This is a genomic window from Ottowia sp. (genome assembly GCF_047601385.1).
In the GTDB taxonomy this organism is placed as follows: domain Bacteria; phylum Pseudomonadota; class Gammaproteobacteria; order Burkholderiales; family Burkholderiaceae_C; genus Ottowia.
On the sequence record NZ_JASGJP010000001.1, the window covers coordinates 2,839,292 to 2,860,144 of the forward strand.

The 20,853-nt window shown below is 68.5% G+C and carries 13 protein-coding genes; 2 read left to right on the forward strand and 11 right to left on the reverse strand.

What is annotated here, in order from left to right; genetic code table 11:
• Positions 1 to 61 precede the first annotated feature (61 nt).
• Entirely contained in the window at positions 62 to 6,034 is a 5,973-nt protein-coding gene (gene uvrA, locus QM772_RS13965; protein ID WP_415137451.1) for an excinuclease ABC subunit UvrA, read from the forward strand.
• Between the two features lie 16 nt (positions 6,035 to 6,050).
• Positions 6,051 to 7,517 (forward strand): YdgA family protein, encoded by a 1,467-nt coding sequence (locus tag QM772_RS13970; protein ID WP_415137453.1) that lies wholly within the window; start codon positions 6,051 to 6,053, stop codon positions 7,515 to 7,517.
• Positions 7,518 to 7,633: 116 nt separating this feature from the next.
• Here the strand turns inward: QM772_RS13970 and QM772_RS13975 are convergent, their stop codons facing one another.
• The 11 genes from QM772_RS13975 to QM772_RS14025 all read right to left on the reverse strand — a co-directional run bounded on the left by QM772_RS13975 (position 7,634) and on the right by QM772_RS14025 (position 20,848).
• Positions 7,634 to 8,452, reverse strand: a complete 819-nt coding sequence (locus QM772_RS13975; protein WP_415137455.1) for an HAD-IIB family hydrolase — start codon at positions 8,450 to 8,452, stop codon at positions 7,634 to 7,636.
• Positions 8,449 to 9,408, reverse strand: a complete 960-nt coding sequence (locus tag QM772_RS13980; protein WP_415137457.1) for a glycosyltransferase family 2 protein — start codon at positions 9,406 to 9,408, stop codon at positions 8,449 to 8,451. Before QM772_RS13980 ends, QM772_RS13975 begins: the two co-directional genes overlap by 4 nt.
• Positions 9,409 to 9,421: 13 nt before the next feature.
• Positions 9,422 to 9,769, reverse strand: a complete 348-nt coding sequence (locus QM772_RS13985) for a hypothetical protein (protein ID WP_415137459.1) — start codon at positions 9,767 to 9,769, stop codon at positions 9,422 to 9,424.
• A 6-nt stretch (positions 9,770 to 9,775) separates the two neighbouring features.
• Complete coding sequence (locus tag QM772_RS13990; protein WP_415137461.1) at positions 9,776 to 11,752, reverse strand: hypothetical protein; 1,977 nt, start codon at positions 11,750 to 11,752, stop codon at positions 9,776 to 9,778.
• Positions 11,749 to 13,176: a hypothetical protein gene (locus tag QM772_RS13995; RefSeq protein WP_415137463.1), complete on the reverse strand. Its 1,428-nt coding sequence runs from the start codon at positions 13,174 to 13,176 to the stop codon at positions 11,749 to 11,751. Before QM772_RS13995 ends, QM772_RS13990 begins: the two co-directional genes overlap by 4 nt.
• Entirely contained in the window at positions 13,173 to 13,574 is a 402-nt protein-coding gene (locus QM772_RS14000) for a GtrA family protein (protein WP_415137465.1), read from the reverse strand. Before QM772_RS14000 ends, QM772_RS13995 begins: the two co-directional genes overlap by 4 nt.
• 78 nt (positions 13,575 to 13,652) lie before the next feature.
• A complete protein-coding gene (locus tag QM772_RS14005) occupies positions 13,653 to 14,411 on the reverse strand; it encodes an SDR family NAD(P)-dependent oxidoreductase (RefSeq protein ID WP_415137467.1) in 759 nt (252 codons plus the stop codon).
• Between the two features lie 6 nt (positions 14,412 to 14,417).
• On the reverse strand, positions 14,418 to 15,719 hold the full coding sequence (locus QM772_RS14010) for an FAD-binding oxidoreductase (RefSeq protein ID WP_415137469.1): 1,302 nt from the start codon (positions 15,717 to 15,719) through the stop codon (positions 14,418 to 14,420).
• Positions 15,719 to 17,164, reverse strand: coding sequence for a UbiA family prenyltransferase (locus tag QM772_RS14015; protein ID WP_415137471.1), 1,446 nt, complete (start codon positions 17,162 to 17,164; stop codon positions 15,719 to 15,721). Before QM772_RS14015 ends, QM772_RS14010 begins: the two co-directional genes overlap by 1 nt.
• A 247-nt stretch (positions 17,165 to 17,411) precedes the next feature.
• The gene (locus QM772_RS14020; protein ID WP_415137473.1) at positions 17,412 to 19,499 is read right to left on the reverse strand and encodes a hypothetical protein; all 2,088 of its coding nucleotides are present in this window, start codon (positions 19,497 to 19,499) and stop codon (positions 17,412 to 17,414) included.
• A gap of 86 nt (positions 19,500 to 19,585) precedes the next feature.
• Positions 19,586 to 20,848: an acyltransferase family protein gene (locus QM772_RS14025; protein WP_415137475.1), complete on the reverse strand. Its 1,263-nt coding sequence runs from the start codon at positions 20,846 to 20,848 to the stop codon at positions 19,586 to 19,588.
• Positions 20,849 to 20,853 lie beyond the last annotated feature (5 nt).

The window sequence follows — 20,853 nt, forward strand, 5'->3', positions numbered from 1 at the left end:
GCTCTGGGTGCACTGTTACACGGGGCGCATAGAATTTTCGGCCCACCTCCCGCAACCCCTCATGCCGTCCCCCCTGATCCGCATCCGCGGCGCGCGCCAGCACAATCTCAAGAACCTCGACCTCGACATCCGCACCGGCGAGATGACGGTGGTCACCGGCCCCAGCGGCTCGGGCAAGTCCAGCCTGGTGTTCGACACGCTGTACGCCGAGGGGCAGCGGCGCTACGTCGAGACCTTCAGCGCCTACGCGCGCCAGTTCCTCGACCGCATGGACAAGCCGGCGGTGGACAGGGTGGAGGGCGTGCCGCCGGCCATCGCCATCGACCAGACCAACCCGGTGCGCAGCTCGCGCTCCACGGTCGGCACGATGACGGAGCTGAACGACCACCTCAAGCTGCTGTTCGCCCGCGCCGGCCAGCTGTTCGACCGCCAGACCGCGCTGCCGGTGCGGCACGACAACGCGGACAGCATCTACGACGAGCTGGTGCGCCGCGCGGCGCAGGCTGGTGATCCGCGCCTGGTGGTCACTTTCGCCGTCGAACTGCCCGCCAATACGGGCGCCGAAGAGGTGCAGCAGTGGCTGGCCGCCAGCGGCTTCACGCGCGTGCAGGCCGAGCGCGAGGAGGGCGGCAAGAAGGTGCTGGACGTGGCGGCAGACCGTTTCCGCCTGGCCGGCGCCGAACGTGTGCGCGCGATCGAGGCCATCGAGGTCGCGCTCAAGCGCGGCAGCGGACGCATGTCGGTGTACGCGCTGCCGAGCGACGAAGGCGGCGCACCCGACCTGTGGAAATTTTCGACCGGCCTGCACTGCCCCGAAAGCAACCTGCGCTACGCCGAGCCCATCCCCTCGATGTTCTCCTTCAACTCGCCCGTCGGCGCGTGCGAGACCTGCCGCGGCTTCGGCCGCGTGATCGGCGTGGACTGGGGGCTGGTGATCCCGGACGAGCGCCTCACGCTGCGCGCCGGCGCCGTCAAGCCGATCCAGACCCCCGCGTGGAAGGAGTGCCAGGACGACCTGATGCGCCACGCTGAGAGCGCCGGCATCCCGCGCGACACGCCGTGGAACAAGCTCACCGCCGAGCAGAAGGCCTGGGTCATCGACGGCACGCCCAGCTACAAGGAAGGCAACTGGAGCAGGCAGTGGTACGGCATCCGCCGCTTCTTCCAGTACCTGGAGAGCAAGGCGTACAAGATGCACATCCGGGTGCTGCTGTCGAAGTACCGCAGCTATACCCCCTGCCCGGTGTGCGCCGGCGCGCGGCTGAAGACCGAATCGCTGCTGTGGCGCGTGGGCGGTAAGGAGGACGCGGATGCCGTGTTGGCGCCCGCGCAACGCTTCATGCCGCAAGGCGTCGCGTGGTCGCGCGAACAACTCGAAGCCCTGCCGGGCCTGTGCCTGCACGACCTGATGCTGCTGCCCATCGACCGGCTGCGGCGCTTCTTCGACCGGCTGGCGTCGTCGGTTGCTCCTGAAGAAATAGCTGCCAGCGCGCGCCCAGCAAGCGCTGGAGGCCATTTTGATGCTGAATCCGCCGACGCCAAGGCGCTGAAGCTGATCCTGGAAGAGATCACCACCCGCATCCGCTACCTGTGCGACGTCGGCATCGGCTACCTCACGCTCGACCGGCAGAGCCGCACGCTCTCCGGCGGCGAGGTGCAGCGCATCAACCTCACCACGGCGCTGGGCACTTCGCTCGTCAACACGCTGTTCGTGCTGGACGAGCCCAGCATCGGCCTGCACCCGCGCGACATGGACCGCATCACCGAGGCCATGCAGCGCCTCAAGCGCGCCGGCAACACCCTGGTGGTGGTGGAGCACGACCCGGCCGTGATGCTGGCGGCCGACCGCGTGCTCGACTTCGGCCCCGGCCCCGGCGCCGCCGGCGGGCGCATCGTGTTCGACGGCACGCCGGATGAACTGCGCGCCGCCGACACGCTGACCGGCGCCTACCTGGGCGGGCGCCGGGCCATCGGCGCCGGCTTCACGCGCACCGTGGGCCACAGCACGCCGCGCCTGGTGCTGGAAGGCGCCAGCGCGCACAACCTGAAGCACGTGGACGTGGAGTTCCCGCTGCAACGGCTGGTCACCGTCACCGGCGTGTCGGGCTCGGGCAAGTCCACGCTGATCCAGGACGTGCTGGCGCCGGCGCTGCTGCGCCACTTCGGCCGCGCCACCGAATCGCCCGGCGCGCACGACCGCCTGCTGGGCGCCGAGCAGCTCGGCGACGTGGTGTTCGTGGACCAGTCGCCCATCGGCAAGACGGCGCGCTCCAACCCCGTCAGCTACGTCGGCGCGTGGGACCCGATCCGCACGCTGTTCGCGGCCGCGCCGCTGAGTAAACAGCGCAGCTACACCGCCGCCAAGTTCAGCTTCAACTCCGGCGACGGGCGCTGCCCGACCTGCGGCGGCTCGGGCTTCGAGCACGTGGAGATGCAGTTCCTCAGCGACGTGTACCTGCGCTGCCCGGACTGCGACGGCAAGCGCTATCGGCCCGAGATCCTCGAAGTGAAGATCGAGCGGCAGGCGCTTGAATTGGGGTCAGATTCCAATTTCCACGATTTAAGAACCCGCCACATGAACGTGGCCGACGTGCTGGACCTCACCGTGGCCGAGGCGGCGCGCCTGTTCGCGCACGACCGCGAGGTCATCCGCGCGTTGCAACCCATCGTGGACGTGGGGCTGGACTACGTGAAGCTCGGCCAGCCCGTGCCCACGCTGAGCGGCGGCGAGGCGCAGCGCCTCAAGCTGGTCGGCTTCCTGGCTGACGCGGCCAAATCATCGACCGCCAGCCGCCAGCCCGTGGCGCGCAAGGGCACGCTGTTCCTGTTCGACGAGCCCACCACCGGCCTGCACTTCGACGACATCGCCAAGCTGATGCGCGCCTTCCGCAAGCTGCTGGACGCGGGGCATTCGCTGATCGTCATCGAGCACAACCTGGACGTGATGCGCGCCAGCGACTGGCTGATCGACCTCGGCCCCGAAGGCGGCGAGGGCGGCGGCAGCGTCGTCGCGCAGGGCACGCCCGATGAAGTCGCGCAGCACCCCGCGTCGCACACCGGCGCCGCGCTGCGCGCCTACGCGCAGGCGCTGGGCGAGGGCAGCGCGCTGGAGGTGCGCGAGGCCGCCGTGCTCTACAAAAAGGAGCTGCCCGCGCTTACCGGACGGGCGCCAGAGGCCGAAAACGCCATCGAGATCGTGCACGCCCGCGAGCACAACCTGAAGAACCTCAGCGTGGACATTCCGCGCGGCAAGTTCAACGTCATCACCGGCGTCAGCGGCTCGGGCAAGTCCACGCTGGCGTTCGACATCCTGTTCAACGAAGGCCAGCGCCGCTACCTCGAAAGCCTGAACGCCTACGCCCGCAGCATCGTGCAGCCCGCCGGCCGGCCGGAGGTGGACGCGGTGTACGGCATCCCGCCCACCGTGGCCATCGAGCAGCGCCTCTCGCGCGGCGGCCGCAAGAGCACCGTGGGCACCACCACCGAGGTGTGGCACTTCCTGCGCCTGCTCTACGTCAAGCTGGGCGTGCAGCACTGCATCCACGACGGCGCGCCGGTGCAGCCGCAGACGCCCGAGCGCATCGCCGCGCAGATCATGACGCGCTACCGCGACCAGACCATCGGCCTGCTGGCGCCGCTGGTGGTGGGCCGCAAGGGCGTCTATACCGAGCTGGCCGACTGGGCGCGCCCGCGCGGCTTCACCCACCTGCGGGTGGACGGCGAGTTCCTGCCCACCACGGGCTTCCCGCGCATCGACCGCTTCAAGGAGCACACCATCGAGCTGCCGGTGATGAGCCTCGCCGTCACCCCCGGCAACGAGGTGCAGCTGCGCGAATCGCTCATGCGCGCGCTGGAGCACGGCAAGGGCGTGGTGCACGTGCTGAGCGACATCGCCGGCCTGCGCCACGCGATGGAGAACGGCGACGCCACCGCGCGCATCGGCCGTGTGGAGGTGTTCTCCACCAAGCGCGCCTGCCCGGTGTGCGGCACTTCGTATGCCGAGCTGGACCCGCGCCTCTTTTCCTACAACAGCAAGCACGGCTGGTGCCCCGACTGCGTGGGCACCGGCGTGCGGCTGACCCGGGAGCAGCGCAAGGCGCTGGACGACTCCGTGCTGTCGGCCGACGAGAAGGGCCGCGAGCAGACCTTCGCCGAGCCCGAGGTGGAGGACCTGGGCCACGCCGAATGCCCCAGCTGCCACGGCACGCGGCTGAACCCCGTGGCGCGCGCCGTGCGGCTGGAGAGCGGCCTGGTGGAAGGCGTCGCCATCACCGACCTCGCGCGCATGAGCGTGCACGACCTGCGCGCGTGGTTCGACGGCCTGGCGCTGGCAGGCCGCGACGCCGACATCGCGCGCGACCTGGTGCCCGAGATCAAGAGCCGGCTCGACTTCCTGGCGCAGGTCGGCCTGGGCTACCTCACGCTGGACCGCGGCGCACCGACCCTGAGCGGCGGCGAGGCGCAGCGCATCCGCCTGGCGGCGCAGCTCGGCAGCAACCTGCAAGGCGTGTGCTACGTGCTGGACGAGCCCACCATCGGCCTGCACGCGCGCGACAACCGCATCCTGCTGGACGCGCTGCACACCCTCTCGGCCAAGGGCAACACGCTGGTGGTGGTGGAGCACGACGAGGACACCATCCGCCGCGCCGAGCACCTGATCGACATCGGCCCCGGCGCCGGCGTGCGCGGCGGCCGGCTGGTGGCCGAGGGCACGGTGGCCGACGTGGAGGCCGCGTCCGATTCCGCCACCGGCCGCTACCTGCGCCACGCCATGCGGCATCCGCTGCACCCGCGCCGGGCGGTGGTCTCCCCCCTCTCCCCTCGCGGGAGAGGGGCCGGGGGCGAGGGGGCGTCCACCGACGTCGCGCCCGTACCCCCCCTCTCCCCAGCCCTCTCCCGCGAGGGGAGAGGGAGCAGGGACGGTTCGCCCGTGCATTGGCTCAGCGCCCGCGGCGCCTACCTGCACAACCTCAAGCACGTCGATGCCGCCGTGCCGCTGAAGCGCCTGGTGGCGGTGACGGGCGTGTCCGGCTCTGGCAAGTCCACGCTGGCGCGCGACGTGCTGCTGGCCAGCGTGCAGCGCTTCGTGCGCCAGGAGTTCAAAGAAAAAAAGGCCTCCAGCGCAGATGCATCAAGCGCTGGCAGCTATGAAATCAATAGTCATGGCCTGGTCGGCTGCACCGCGCTGGAAGGCTTCGGTGCGATCGACCGCGTGCTGGAAGTGGACCAGACCCCCATCGGCAAGACGCCGCGCAGCTGCCCCGCCACCTACATCGGCTTCTGGGACACCGTGCGGCGCCTGTTCGCCGATACGCTGGAAGCCAAGGCGCGCGGCTACGGGCCGGGGCGTTTTTCCTTCAACACCGGCGAGGGCCGCTGCCCCGCCTGCGAAGGCCAGGGCGTACGCACCATCGAGATGAGCTTCCTGCCCGACGTTAAGGTGCCCTGCGAGGTGTGCCACGGCGCGCGCTTCAACCCCGAGACCCTGGCCGTCACCTGGCGCGGCAAGAGCATCGGCGACGTGCTGCGGATGGAGGTGGACGAGGCGGTGGAGTTCTTCGCCAGCATGCCCGCCATCAGCCACCCGCTGCAACTGCTGAAGGACGTGGGGCTGGGCTACCTCACGCTCGGCCAGCCGTCGCCGACGCTGTCCGGCGGCGAAGCGCAGCGCATCAAGCTGGTGACGGAACTCAGCAAGGTGCGTGATGACGTGGGGCGCAGAGGCCAGAAGGCGCCGCACACCCTCTACGTGCTGGACGAACCCACCGTCGGCCTGCACATGCAGGACGTGGAGAAGCTCATCCACGTGCTGCACCGCCTGGTCGACGGCGGCCACAGCGTGGTCGTCATCGAGCACGACCTCGACGTGATCGCCGAGGCCGACTGGATCATCGACCTCGGCCCCGAGGGCGGCGAAGGCGGTGGCCGTGTCGTCGCCGCCGCCACGCCCGAGGACGTGGTGCGGTTGGGCACGCACACCGGCCAGGCGCTGGCGCCCGTGCTGGCGCGCGGGATTGATTTTTTTGCAACCTGAACGAGAGAGATTCGACTTGAGCAACAACGTTTTGAAGAAGGCCGCCATCGCGGCCGTGGTCATCGGCGCCGCCTATGTGGGCGCCAGCTGGTGGCTGGGCCAGCAGGTGGAAACGCGCTACCAGGCGCTGCTGGACCGCGCGGCCACGCAGTTCGGCGCCGACAAGTTCGCCGAGCGCCGCTACGAGCGCGGCCTGTTCGGCGCCCAGAGCACCGTGGTGCTCCAGTTCAACCTGCCCCCGCTGCCCGACGACGGCGAGGAAGAAGACACCACCGACGCCGCCCCGCCCGCCCGCGTGCTGCGCATCACCTTGCAGGACGACATCCGCCACGGCCCGCTGGCCGGCCTGCGCCCCGCCGCCGCGCGCATCCGCACGCGCGTGACCCAGGTCGAGGGGCTGGACGACGACACCCGCCAGGCCTTCGCCAAGGCCAGCGCGCCGGAGTTCGACACCCTGGTCGGCTTCGGCGGCGACTACGCCGGACGCATGCTGCTGCCCGCCGGCGAAATGACCGACCCCCAGCAGCCCGGCACGCGCGGCGTATGGCAGGCGCTGACCTACGACTACACCCTGGCGGCCGACGGCCGGCGCTTGACCGGCACCCTGCACTGGCCTCAGGCCAGCTTCGAGGCGCTGGAGCCGGCGGAGGAGGAAGAAGACGGCCAACCGGCCCAAGCCCCGGGCGCCATGAAGATGCGCCTGGACGCGCTCAAGGCCAGCTTCGACATGACCCCCGCCGATGACCAGTGGCTGATGGCCCCCGGCAAGGGCAGCGGCACCATCGGCACGCTGGAGATGACCCAGCGCACACCCGGGCAGACCGCCTTCGAGCCGCTGATGCTGATGCGCGACATCCAGATGGAGACGGAAACCACGCAGGCCGACGGGCTGGTGAACGCGGTCTATCGCGGCCATGGCCAGGGCAGCCTCGGCGGCATCGAGCTGAAGGAGATGCGCTACGAAAGCCAGCTGCGCCGCCTGGACGCGCAGGCGCTGGGCACGGCACAGAAGCTGCTGATGCAGTGGGTGTCGGCACCGAAGGCGGGCGAGGCCGGCGTGCCGTCCGAAGCCGTGGAGGCCATGGCGCGCCGCCTGCTCGATGCCAAGCCCGAATACCGTGACAGCTTCAGCGCCAGTACCGCCGACGGGCAGGCGGGCCAGTTCGGTTACGGCCTGGCCGTGGCCGAACTGCCCCCTGAGCGCGCGCAGGCGCTGGCGCTGGCCGGCATGCCGTGGCAACTGGCCGCCATGCAGCGCGTGCGTTTCGACGCCGACCTGCGCCTGCCCAAGGCCTGGCTGCCTATGCTGCAGCGCCTGATGAACAGCCCCGATATGAGCGCAGAGGACATGACCGGCATGGCCCAGGGCTTCGTCGAACAAGGCTGGCTGCGCGAGGAGGGCGATGCCTACCTGGCCCGGGCCGAGTTCGGTGCCGGCCGCCTGCTGCTGAACGGCCAGCCCTTCATGGCCGGCGGACGCTGATACGAGGGCGCGCTCAAGAATCAAAAATCCGTTCACGCTGGGCTTGTCGAAGCGCTGCGCAGGGCTTCGACAGGCTCAGCCCGAACGGCTATCGATCGAATGCGAATCCGTATGCGTCAGCGCCGCGCGGCCAGCACCTGCGCCGTCACTTCGGCAAAGCCCGCGCCGCGCTCGCCGCGCGTGACCCAGCGCGGCGGGTGCGCCAGCCGGGCCGCGAAGCGCGCGATGTTGGCCACGCCCACGCTGTGGGGGAAGTGCGCGAACATCACCTGGTCGTTGGTCGAGTCGCCGACGTACACCCAGCGCGCCAGCTCGGCATCGAGGTTGCGCCCCAGCAGCGCGCGGACGATCCAGCGCGCGCCCGCCAGCTTGTCGTGTGCGCCGAACCAGCCGTTGATGTGGATGCTGCTCACCGTGGCCTGCATGCCCGCCGCGCGCATCAGCGCCACGCACTGGTCGATGGCTTCTTGCGGCAGGTGGGTGAACTCGCCGTGGTCGATGGCGATGTCGCACGCGCGCCCGCCCGAGTCCGCCGCGCGCCGCGCGCCGGGCACCGCGGCCTCGATGTGCGCCAGCACGCGCTGCATGCGCGCGAAGTTGGCGGTGCGCGTGGCGGCATCCTGTTGATATATTTTTGATAGCTGCCGGCGCTTGCCAGGCGGGCGCTGAAGGCCGATTTGGCTTGGAATCAACGCCGCCGCCCCGTTCTCCGCCACGATGGCGTCCACCGGCCAGGTGGCGGCGAAAGGCTCGCTCCAGCCCACCGGCCGCCCGGTGATCGGGATCACGTGCAGACCCGCCGCCTTCAGCGCGGCCAGCGCTTGGAGCGCATCGGGCGTGATGGCGCCGTCGGTGGTCAGGGTGTCGTCGATGTCGGTGAAGACGCCGGCCAGGTTCGTCCAGGCGCCGGCGGGAAGTTGCGCGAGCGGCGTCACGGCGTGTCGGCGAGGTCGGGCGCCAGGGGCTCCGTCGGCACGTTGCTCACGTCGTGGTGCAGGAAGGCGATCAGCAGCTGGATGCCCACCAGCAGCGGCAGCGCCGCCAGCATCACCGTGCCGCTGGTGGCCGGCGCGCCCGTCACCATGCCGTGCACCCAGCGGCTGATGCCGAACACCAGCCCCACCATGCACAGCAGCGCGCCGAACAGGCTGTAGACCGAGCCCAGGTTGAAGTCGCGCAGCAGGTACACGTAGACGTAGCGCCTGAAGAAGCGCTGCACGTGCTTGAGCAGGAACTCCGGCAGCACGCGCGAGACCTTCAGGTGGGACTGCTCGCCGGCGTACACCGCGTCCATCGGCACGTCGTGCACCACCGCGCGGATGGTGTTCAGGCGGTAGAGCATGTCGCTCTCGAAGAAGTAGCGGCGCTCCAGCTTGTCCAGCGGCAGCTCGCGCAGCACGGCGGTGTGGATGGCGGTGTAGCCGTTGGTCGGGTCCATGATCGGCCAGTAGCCCGTGCTGAGTTTGTTGATGAACGACAGCGCGGCGTTGCCGACCAGCCGCACCGGCGGCATGCCGCGCAGCGACTCGGGCCGGTAGAAGCGGTTGCCCTTGGTGTAGTCCGCCTTGCCCTGCTGGATGGCGCGCACGAACTGCGGGATCAGCGCCGGGTTCATCTGCCCGTCGCCATCGATCTTGACCACGATGTCCATGCCGTCGACGATGGCCGCCTTGTAGGCCGTGACGACGGCGCCGCCCACGCCCAGGTTCTGCGGGTTGTAGAGCACGCGCACGCGCGGGTCGCGGTTGTTCTGCTCGATGAAGCGGCCGCTGCCGTCGGGGCAGGCGTCGTCCACGGCGTAGATCGCTTCCACCTCGGGGCCGGTGGCGTCGATCACGCCCAGCACGTGCTGGGTGACCTTGTAGCAGGGGATGGCGACGGCGATGCGCATCGGGTGCGGCTCCTCAGCTCGTGGAGGCCAGCGCCACGCCGGCCATGATCAGCGCGCCGCCGGCCAGCGTGCGCCAGTGCAGCGGCTCGCCCAAGAAGGCCCAAGCCAGTGTTGGCACGATCAGGAAGGCCAGACCCATGAAGGGGTAGGCCAGGTGCAGCGGGGCGTGGCGCAGGATCCAGATCCAGCCCAGCGTGGTCAGGCCGTAGAGCGCCAGCGCGGCGATGAGCCAGCCGTTGTGCAGCAGCGCGGGCAGCGACAGGGTGTCGGGCAGGGCGCTGGCGGCTTGCTTGAACAGCAGTTGGCCGATGGCGATGCACAGCACGCAAAGGAGGGTGGAGAGGCTGAGGGCGAGGCTCATGGGCGATCAGGGTGATATGTGGGCTGCGGCGTCCCAGACGTGGCGGCTTTCCAGCAACTGGGTGCTGCGCCATTGCACCTGCGTGCCGATCGGACAAGGCAGCACGATCCGCAGGCGTCCGGGCTGGCGCGGGCGCAGTTCTTCATTGGCATGGGTGACGAGCGCATGGAAGGTGCCGTCGGCTTGCAGCGGCGGCCGAAGGGGCCGCTTGTTAGGGGGTTGCAGGATGTTGCCATCCATCGTCTGGTAGGCCACCTCGGCGTTGCGGCAGCCTTTGCCGCCGGATTGCAAGGCCAGGTCTGTTTTCCATAGCGCATTGGCGATCCGGGCTGCTGCCACACTGTCGATGTCGTTCGGGTCCAGGCGAACGTGGAGCACGGCTGGAGATTCCGTGGTCACCCAGGTGCGCTGACCTTGGGGAGCCATGCCATAGGTCTCGATGCGATCGCTGGCCGAAATGTCCAGATGGATGGCGGTTTGGCCCATGCGCAAGGGATCGACGGCAATGTTTTCGCGTTTGCGTGCCAGGTTGTATCCGCCGAAGGTCGAGGTCAGGACAACGGTAATCACGCCGACGACGGGCCACAGGGAGGTTCCGGGAGGTGAGGCCATCCCGATGCTCCAGCTACGCTTGCTGAACGCGCCTTGCAGCCGGATGGGCGCCGTCAGGCAGGCCAGTGACCACGCGGCCAGCGCGATGAGCCATGGGTCCAGCAGGGCGGAACTGTATCGGCTGTTGTACAGGATGGGTAACAACTGCCCCAGCATGGCCAGGAGCATGGCCAGCAGAAAGGCCACGAAGGTCAGCTGCGGTGCCGTCGGGTGTCCGGGGAACGTGCCGGAGCCTGTGGTGACGGCGCGGCGGCGTGACCAGTCATGAGCCAGCCAGACGACTGATGCGATCAACGCGAGCAGTTCGAGGAAGCGCAGTTTGCGCAATGAGCCACCAACCGCGTCGATAGACGCGGGATGGTGTGCCAGCCACCACCAAAGCTTGCGGCCGAAGAATGCCGCCGCGTCCGTGATGGACATGGACTGGAGCTGCCACATCGCCGCACTGCGCAGCACCCGGTCACCGGCGAGGCTGAGATGGTCACCGGTGCCGGCCTCGAGCCCGGCAAGCTGATTGGCATCGTAGTAAAAACCAAGGAACGCGGGCTCCGCGCCCTGGAACAGGGGGTGTGTGCCAAGATACAGACCGGTTCCCGCGCCCGTGCCCAGTCCCCACAGCCCGAACGCCATGCCGTTCTTGAGCGCCAGCGCAAAGGGAACGATCAATCCCAGCAGCAGGCTCCAGGTCATGCATGCCAGGATACGCTGACCTGGGGCGCTGGCCGCTTCCTTGCGCGCCAGCCTTCGATACGCGAGAACGATCAGGCACAGGCCCAGGCATGCCGGGGCCAGAAGTTGCAGCACCGGGCGCGACAACAGTGTCAAAGTCAGCATGGATGCGCCCAGCATGGACATGCCGGGCGTGGACTTGCGGCCGATCAGGATTTGTGCCGCAGCGTACATCCAGCCCATAAGGCCGAACAGAAAAATAGGCTCCGTCAGCTCCGTGGAGAAATAGCGTGACAGCGCTGGATGTACCGCCAGGAGCAGCACGGCGATCACACCGGCGCGGGCGCCCCCCAGCAGGTAACCCGTGTGCCATATGAAGTAGCTGCAGCCGCCCCACAGGCCGGCATTGGCCATGCGGATCCAGGAGGGCTCCGCACCCCACAAGGCTGGCCATAGATAAGCCAGTGGGACGATCCGATGGCTATCGGGTGTCAGCAGGTAAGCCCAGCCTTGTTCCAGGAATGCCCTCGCAGCAGGAAGGTAGACGTGTTCGGCGTCGAAGTGAACAGGCTGGCCAGATTGTTCTGCGATGCTCCACCAGCCGGCGGCGCAGCCCAGCAATGGCCACAGCCAATGAAGGCCCAGTATCTTTTTTCGCGGTTGATAGCGGGTGGCGAAATCACCACGGGGCCGCGACGTCATGAGGTTTTCCTGGCGCCAGATGCGATGAAGGTGGCCAGCAGAGCAAAGAACAATGCGCCGAAACTGAAGCACAGCATCGCGTGGCGGGCCAGGTCGAAATAGCCATCTCCGAGAATGGAGGAAAACAAGGCGTAGTTGAACAGCAGGCCGTTCAGGAGGAACACGAAGGCCCAGCGGCGCTGCCTCAGCGCCCAGGCCGCCAGCGCGGCCAGCGCGGGGCTCAGGATGGAAAACCAGAGGAGCAGATGGGTCGCGCTGGCAGACAAATACCCGAGCAGCCGGTCCAGGGATTGGTGGTGCATCTTGCCGCTGGTGTCGATTCGGGCATGCACCGAGCCCTCGATGTGGCCCAGCTGGTTCTGTAAAAAGCCTCTGTGATGCGAGGCGATATTCCCGATGATCGTGACCAGTGGCGTGGGGTCGCCCACGAGGGCTTTCGCAATTTTCCCGAGGGAAAGCGTCATGACTTTCGGGCAATGCGTCTGGTACTGCTCGGTGGGCGTGTCATACCAGTTCCGCCCCGAGAACTGGAGGCAGCCTGAGGGCAGGCCCAGGCGCTCCAGCATTTTGTCCTGGTCTTTGGAGGCGGGCAAAAGCGCGCCGAATACAGTGTCGATCCGGTTGGCGCTGGTCGCGGTTCTGACCTGCTCGGAGGCGGTCTTGTAGACCAGCGTTGGCAGCAGGCAGATCAAGGCCAACAGAGCCAGCTTGCCGGGCGCAGCCGCCAGAAGCCCCCTGTGCGGGCGTGAGAGCGCCAGCGCCAGGCCCGTGAGCAAGGCCACCGCTGGCAGCAGAAACATGTACTGGCTGCGGCTGAGCGAAATGAAAATCAGGCTTGTCGTGCCCCAGATCAGAGCCGACCTGAGCGAGACACGGTCAAAAAGCCAGAGCCACGCAATGCCTACGAACAAGGTGGCGACGGCAAAGGTGGAAAACTCCGCATACCACGTGTTGAGGAACAGCAAATTGATGGGGTCTGCCACCAGCAGCATCCAGCCGGCATAGCCCAGGGCGGCCATGGGCCTGGGGGTCAGCCTCCTGAAGATGAGCCAGACACCCAGAAGCCAGGCGATGAGCTGGGGGGCGGTCCCGACCTTGATGTCCATCGAGCCATCGCCGTGGGCAAATGCGGCCATCGTGCCGTACTGGATGCTCTTGAAGAGCAAATCGGAAGAGGGATACGTGGGCGCATGCCGTTTGTCCGCCTGAACGAAATACCGCCAGGGCTGGCCTGGCGTGGCCGCGTAGAGTTCTTGCTTCGCGTCTCTGGGCTGCAGGCCGAAAGTTCGCAGCGCGCGTATCTGGTCGTAGTTGTTGGCGTAGGCCAGCATCGGGTCTGCTGCCCAGAACGCAAGTGCGCGCAGGGTAGCCGCCGCGAGGATGACGCAGGCCAGGAGGGTCGCCGCGGCGTTGGTTTTGCTCATGGAGGGCTGGATGCCGTGCTGAATACGAATTTTTTATCCAGATGGTATTTGGCCAGATAGCCCATGACCAGGCCGAGCACTCCGCCCAGGTAGCGCATCTGCGTGGTCTCGAAAATCATCCAGGCGCCGTACTCGAAGCCCCAGAAGATCGCCGTGGTGGCCACGCCCATCAGGGTGTAGAGCATGAAGGTCTTGCCGTCGTGGGCTGCGTTCTGAGCCGTGAAGCGGAAGATGAAGCGCTTGTCCAGGATGTATTTGACGACCAGCCCGGCGGCTGTGCCGACGATGATGGAGAACGCGATGGCGGAAGGCCAGAGCCGCAGGGTCAGATCCTGCGCCCCGATGTTGATCACGATGGCCGCCGCGCAGAACAGCGCATAGAGCAGGGCGATTCGCATGGGTTGTGAAAAAGTCTGTGCGAATCGCGTCGAACGTGAGGTGGTCATGGCTTCGTGGCTTGACGCGGGGCTGTCGGCTCAGACATCCATCCGGTTGAACACCAGGCGTGGCAGGTTGCGGATGACCAGCATGATGAGCGCCCACTTGCCGGGTGCGTACACCACGGGCTTGCCGGCCTCGACGGCTTTGACGATGGACTGGGCGACGGCCTCGGCGCTGGCCAGCTTCGCCCCGCCCTGCTTGAGGTGCGCGGTCATCGGCGTGTCAGTGGGGCCCGGCTTGGCGAGCGTGACGCGTACCGGCGAGTCCGCCAGGGCCAGCCGATGCTGGAGGCCCTGCGCGTATCTCTCCACCAGCCCCTTGGCCGCGCCGTAGACGTAGTTGCTCTTGCGGCCGCGGTCGCCGGCCACTGAACCGACGAGGCACAGCCGCCCCTTCCCCGCGCGCTGCATGGGGCCGATGAAAGCTTCGGCGATCAGCGCTGGAGACTGGCCGTTGACCAGCAGCGCGTCCCGGGCGGCGCGCAGGTCGTCCTGGCAGGCGGGCTGGTCGGGCAGCGAGCCGTGGGCGATCAGGACGATGTCCACCGGCCCGCTGGCCGTGGCGCTCTGCGCCAGCGCGGCGACGGCGTCCACGTCGTCGAAGCGCAGTTCCGCGGTGCGGGCGGTCACGTTCGCGCCGCGCGCGCGCAGGTCGGCGGCCAGCGGCTCGGCGCGGCCGGCGCTGCGGCTGACGAGCAGGAAGTCGCATGGTCCCTGCCGTGCCCACAGGCGGCTGCACTGGTGGGCGATGGCGGAGGTGGCGCCGATGACGACGATGCGTCGGGGTGTGGTCATTGGAACTCAGCTTCCTAAGAGGCGGCGCGACATGGTCGAACTGATGCCGGGGTCGCGGTAGGGCTGCATCTGCGCCCATTGGGGATAGCCGGACTGGAACAGGCCGGCGGGCATGCGCGCGTCCTTGGCGGGGTAGATGCGGCCGCCCGCCGCGCCGACGATGGCGTCCAGGCGGTCGAACAGGCGCAGGGTCTTTTCGCCCTGGTTGGGAAAGTCCAGCGCCAGCGTGATGCCGGGCCGCGGAAAACTCAGCAGACCCAGCGAAGGCCGGTGGCCGAAGGTCTTGAGCACGGCCAGGAAGGAGCCCTGGCCGCTTTGCGCGATCTGCGACAGCATGTCCGCGATGCTCCGCTCACCGCCCTCGAACGGCACCACGCACTGGTACTGGTAGAAACCGCGCGGGCCGTACATGCGGTTCCAGTGCGCGATGCCGTCCAGCGGATAGAAGAATGGCCGGTAGTGGCTGACGGCCCGGCCGGCGCGCAGGCGGTGCGCGTGGTAGTACAGCGCGTTGAAACCGCGCAGGCTCACCGTGTTGACCAGCGACAGCGGCGGCGTGATGGGCATGGCCAGCCCGCTCTGGCGGGGCGTGTGTCGGGGCACGTCGGCATCGTCGCCACGGTGGTTGGCGCGCATGAACAGGCCGCGCCCGCGCCGGTCCAGGCAGTCGATCCACGAGACGGTGTATTCCCAGCCCGCCTCCGACTCGGCCGCCAGTGCGTGGAAGCGGTCCAGCGTGTCGAAGGCGATGGTTTCCGTGTCCAGCCACGGCCCGGCCACGCGGCGCAGTTGCAGCGTGGCCTGGGCGATGAGGCCCGTCAGCCCCAGGCCGCCCACGGTGGCGCGGAACCAGTCGGCCTCCTGGTCGGGCCCGCAGACGATGCGGCGGCCATCGGTGCGTCGCAGGACCAGCGAGCGCACGTGGTTGCCGAACGAACCGGCCACGTGGTGGTTCTTGCCGTGGACGTCGTTGGCGATGGCGCCGCCCACGGTCACGAACTGGGTGCCGGGCGTGACGGGCAGCATCCAGCCGCGCGGGGCCAGCAGGCGCTGGATGTCGCCCAGCAGCGCGCCGGCCTGGCAGGTAAGCAGGCCGGTGTCGGCATCGAAGTCCAGCCAGTGGTCGGCGCTGGCCGTCAGCCACAGCGCGCCGCCGGGGTTCAGGCACACGTCGCCATAGCTGCGGCCCAGGCCGTGGGGCAGGATGGTCTGTCCGGCGGCGGGCAGGGGCAGCGCGCTGCTCAGCCCGTCCAGCGGCAGGGCTTCGTGCGGCTCGGCGCCGAGGCCGCCCCAGGAGCCGACGCGCATCACCACGGTAGCCCCAGCGTGGCCAGCGCCAGCGAGGCGGCGAACACCGCGCCGCAAGCCAGGCTCACGCGGTCCTTGACGGCGAAGATCACCGGGTCGTCGTGCATCTCGCCCCGGTGCGACTTGAGCCACAGCCAGCTGATCCAGAAGACCAGCACGCCCACGGTGAGCAGGATGGCATGCGGCAGCCTGTACAGCGCCTGCACGGTCTCGCCATGCAGGTACAGCGCCAGCACCACGGCAGCGGCATAGCCGGCGCCGATGCCCAGCATCTGCACCAGCGGGGCGTCCTGCGCCACATAGCCGCGCCCATGCGCGGCGGCGTTGTCGCCGCGCTCGATCAGCGGACGCAGCTCGGCATGCCGCTTGAGGAACGACAGCGACAGGAACACGAAGCCCGACACCGCCAGCAGCCAGTGCGACGGCATCAGCCCAGCCGCCGCGCCGCCCGCGACGATGCGCAGCGTGTACAGGCTCGCCAGCGTCATGCAGTCGAGCAGCACCAGCCGCTTGAGCGTGACCGAATACCAGCAGGTCAGCGCGAAGTACACCGCCAGCCAGCCCACGAAGCCCGGCCCCACGCCGCACCCCAGCGCCACGCTGGCCGCGAGCAGCAGCGGCGCCACGGCGACGCCCCAGGCCACGGGCACGCGGCCGCTGGCGAACGGGCGCAGGCGCTTGCGCGGGTGCAGGCGGTCGCTGGCCAGGTCGAGCAGATCGTTGCCGATGTACACCGCCGACGCGCACAGGCTGAACGACAGGAACGCCAGCAGCACCGTGCCCCAGGCCGCGGCGTTGCCGAACTGGTGCGCGGCCAGCAGGGGCAGGAACAGCAGCAGGTTTTTCAGCCACTGGTGCACCCGCAGCACCCTGCGCCAATCGCGCGCCTGCATGCCCTGCGCGGGAAATACCTTGTCCACGTTGCCATGCCGTTGCGCGGCCTTCAGCACGCCGGCGGGCGCATTCGCCACGACGGCCCGGCGCGCAGCTTGCCACACGGGCAGGTCGTCGCGCGAGTTGCCCACGTAGTCGAAGCCCTGCGGGCCGAAGCGCCGCACCAGGCCGTCGGCCTTGCGGCCGGCGGACAGATTGGTCTGCCCATCGCTGGCCAGCACCTCGTCGAAGATGCCCAGGTGCCGGGCGACGGCCTGCGCGGTCTGCGCGTCGGCGGCGGTGCACAGCACCAGCGTTCGCCCGGCGGCTTTCTGCGTTTTCAGCCAGTCCAGCAGGTCGGCGTTGTAGGGCAACGTGGCGGCGTCCAGGGCCACGCGTTGGGCCAACTGCTGCTTGAGCTGCGCCTTGCCGCGCGAAAGCCAAGCCGGCAGCAGGAACACCTGCATCGGGTGCTCCCTGGCCAGGGCCAGCGCCTGTTCGTGCAGGGTGTCGGTCTGCACCAGGGTGCCGTCCAGGTCGACGACGAGCGGGCGGGAACTGTCTTGCGTCATCCTTGCTCATGCGCCTTGCAGCGCCAACCCCGCACGCTCGCGCGGCGGGAGGAAGTTGATTTTGGGAAACCGCTCTTGCGCCAGCCGCATGCCGCAGGGGCTGGTGCATGGGCAGGCCAGGGCACCGGCGCCGTCGTGGACCATGCGCATCGGGTAGGTGCCGCACCCCGGTCGATCATAAGGTCGTCTGCGGGGCAGGCGTCCGATGCCGGTGGGAACTCGGCCGGGGCCATGTGCATGCGGTCGCTCAGGTGCCGGCCTCAGTGGGCCGCTGAAGCCCTCGCGGGCAGGCGAGGCAAGAGGCGTGCCCGATACCCATGCCTGCAACAGAGGGTGGCGGGTAGGCCGCGATGCTCCAGGGATAGCGGCCCTCCAGAAACTGAGTGCCGCGCCATTGCACCACGGTGCCGGCCGGACAGTGCAGCACGATGCGTAGGCTTCCCGGCTCGCGCGGGGTCATTTCGCCGTGGGCGTGGGTGACGAGCGGGTGGAGGGCGCCGTCGGTACGCAGCGGCAATAGCAGCGGCAGCTTGTAGGCGGGCTGCAGGATGCGGCCGTCCGCGGTCTGGTAGGCCAGCTCGGCCTTGCGGCAGCGCTGGCCGTCGGCGCGCAGCGCGAGATCCGTCTTCCACAGCGCGGTGAAGATCTTGGCCGCGGTGATGCGTTCGACGTCGCCAGCGTCGATGCGGACCTTGAGTATGGCGGGCGATTCGGTGATGGCCCACGTTCGGTCTCCCTGCGGCCGCATGCCCTGCACGTCGACCCGTTCCCCGGCGGTGATGTTCAGGTGGGCGAGCGTGGGCCCCATGCGCTCGGGTTCCACGAAGACGCTTTCGCTTTGGCGCGCCAGGCCATAGCCGGTGAAGGTGATGATCAGAATGGCGGCGAGCACGGCGAGGGCTGGCCAAGGGGATGTACCCGGGGGCGTCGCCTCGCCGATGCCGCAGCCCTGCCGGCCGAACATGCCACGCAGCCGGATGGCAGACGTCAGGCTGGCGAACCCCCATGCTGCCAGCGGGACGAGCCACGGATCCAGCAGGGCGGAGCTGTACCGGCTGTTGTACAGAATGGGCAGGAGTTGGACCAGCATGGCCAGGAACATCGCCAGCAGGAAACCCGCGAAGATCAGCGGCCCTGTCGGGCGCGGAGGGACCGTGCCGCCGCGGGGCCGGATGGCGCGGCTGTACCACCAGTCGCGGGCCAGCCAGGCGATGCAGGCAGGCACGATCAGCAGCTCGAAGAACCGCAGCTTGCGCGGCAAGCTGCCGCTTGCATCGATCACCGCCGGATGGTGCGCCAGCCACCACCAGAGCTTGCGGCCGAAGAACGCCGCCGCGTCCTTCGGCGACATGGCCTGGATCTGCCACAGGGCCGCGCTGCGCGTCGCTTTGTCTCCGGCGAGGCTCAGGTGGTCGTCATTGCCGGTCTTGAGCGTGGTCAGCAGATTGATGTCGTAGGGAAGCCCGAGGAATCCGGGCTCGGCACCCTGGAACAAGGGGTGCGTACCAAGATACAGCCCTGCGCCCGAGCCCGTGCTCAATCCCCACAGCCCGAACACCCAGCCATTCTTGATGACCAGCGCGAGCGGAAGGAGCAGCGCTAGCCCAAGGCTCAATCCGATGGCCGATGTGAGGTGAGGGCGCCCGATGACCGGGTGCCCCTTCCTGGCGACTGACCGGTATGCCATGCAGGCCAGGCACGCCAGCAAGGCTGTGGGGGCGACCAGTTGGAGCACGGGCCGGGACAACAGCGTGACGGCCAGCATGAATGCGCCCTGTGCGACCACGGCTGCGGAACTCTCCCGGCCGATGACGATGCGCGCCATGGCATGCATCCACCCGAAGATGCCGAACAAGAAAAGCGGCTCCGTCATCTCGGTAGGGAAGTACTGCACCAGTTCGCGGGTTGAAAGGAGCAGCACCATGGCCACTGCGCCCGCGCGCACGCCTCCCAGCAGGCGGCAGGTGCGCCAGAGAAACCACACGCAGCCCACCCACAGCCCCATATTGGCGATGCGGATCAAGGTGGGATCGGCGCCCCACAGGGCTGGCCAGAGGTAGGCAAGCGGCGCCACCCTATAGCTTTGCGGCGTCAGCAGGAAGGACCAGCCCTGATCCAGGAAGGCTCGGGCCGCAGGGAGGTAGGTGACCGAAGGGTCGAACAACGAGGGCGCATCCAGGTGCCTCATGATGAAGCCCAGACCGAAGATGCAGGCCAGGACCGGCCAGAACCACCCCGCCCTCTTGGCTCCGTGGTGGTGCGTGAATGCATGGCCAAGCAGTTCGGACCCGCGTCCCGACGCCCGGTGACCGGGCTTTGGCTTCAGCACCTGCATCTCGATCGGATGGGGTGGGCCCGGCTGAGGCGGCTTTGTGCGCATGGGGGTGGTTGGTCAGCCGATTCGTGGCATCAGGGGCCGACTCAGTGATTGAACTGGTGGGTGAAGCGAGCCAGCGCCGTCAGGGCGCCCAATGCCAATGCCGCCAGGCAGAGGAAGTAGACGGGGTACCTCTGGATGAAAGAGGCGTTCGGGTTCTGGGCGCCGTGGCGGATTCCGAGGAACGGGCGCTCGACGAACAGGTAGGAGAAAAAGGATATCAACAGGGCCGGCGGCCAAGTGTAGAGGGCAACGGCCAGCAGCCTGCGGTCTGGTGGCGTCGCGCGGGCGAGGTCGGTAAGAGCGTAGACGTCCAGCACGATGGTGTGCCAGAGATAAATGCTGTAGCTGATCGTGCCGACGAACACCATCAGGCCATTGCCGAGCAGTGCGCGCGCGAGCTTGCCCTCCGAGGCGGCCCCATAGATGAGCAGCCCCGCGAGCAGCCCGACGATGGTCTGGAAGAAATAGAAGAAGTAGTCTCCGTTTTCGAGCGCATCGCTGCCGCGCCGCGCAATGAAGGACGCGAAAGCGAGCAGGCCCACCAGCCCGACCAGCAGGCACAGGTTTCCGCGGCGCGGCGATGCGGGCCGGTGCAGGCACAGGTACGCAAACAACGCGCCGATGGCGAACTGGTCCATCCGCGCGCCGAAGAACCAGAACAGATAGACCCCCTTGGAGTGGATGGCGCCCGTGGTGACGGCGGCGAAGCGGAAAACGATGGTCAGGAGGATCGTGAGCAGGAATACGGTGCTGAACGAGCGGCTGCGCAATGCGATCAGGAGCAGGAACGGCAGCACGACGTAGAAGGTGGCCTCCACGGGCAGCGACCAGAACACGCCTCGGAGCGGGGGCGTTCCCAGCCACATGTTGACGAGCAGGGCGTCCTGCACCATCTCGACGGCCGTGGGCAGCTGACCGAGGCCGAACAGCAGGAGGTAGATCAGCGCCAGCAGCGCGAAGTGGTAGGCCGGCAGGATCCGCAGCGCCCGGCGGCGGTAGAAGTGCAGGATGCCGGCGCGGTCGAGGCGGCCGGCGCCGGCCTTGATCAGGGGCAGCGTGAGCAGGAACCCCGACAGCACGAAGAAGATGTCCACGCCCCAGGCCCCCCTGCTGACGAACCGGGTCAGCCCGATTTCATGGTCGAGCAGCGGGATGGGCAACGAGACCTCCCCCCCGCCGGCGATGCCCCAGGTGTGGAAGACCAGCACCCACAGCACCGCCAGCGCGCGCACGCCCGTGAGGTTGTCGAGGTAGACGCCTGAGGTGGTCTTTTTTTCCGGCGCCAGAAATTCCTGGAGGGCCATGCGGT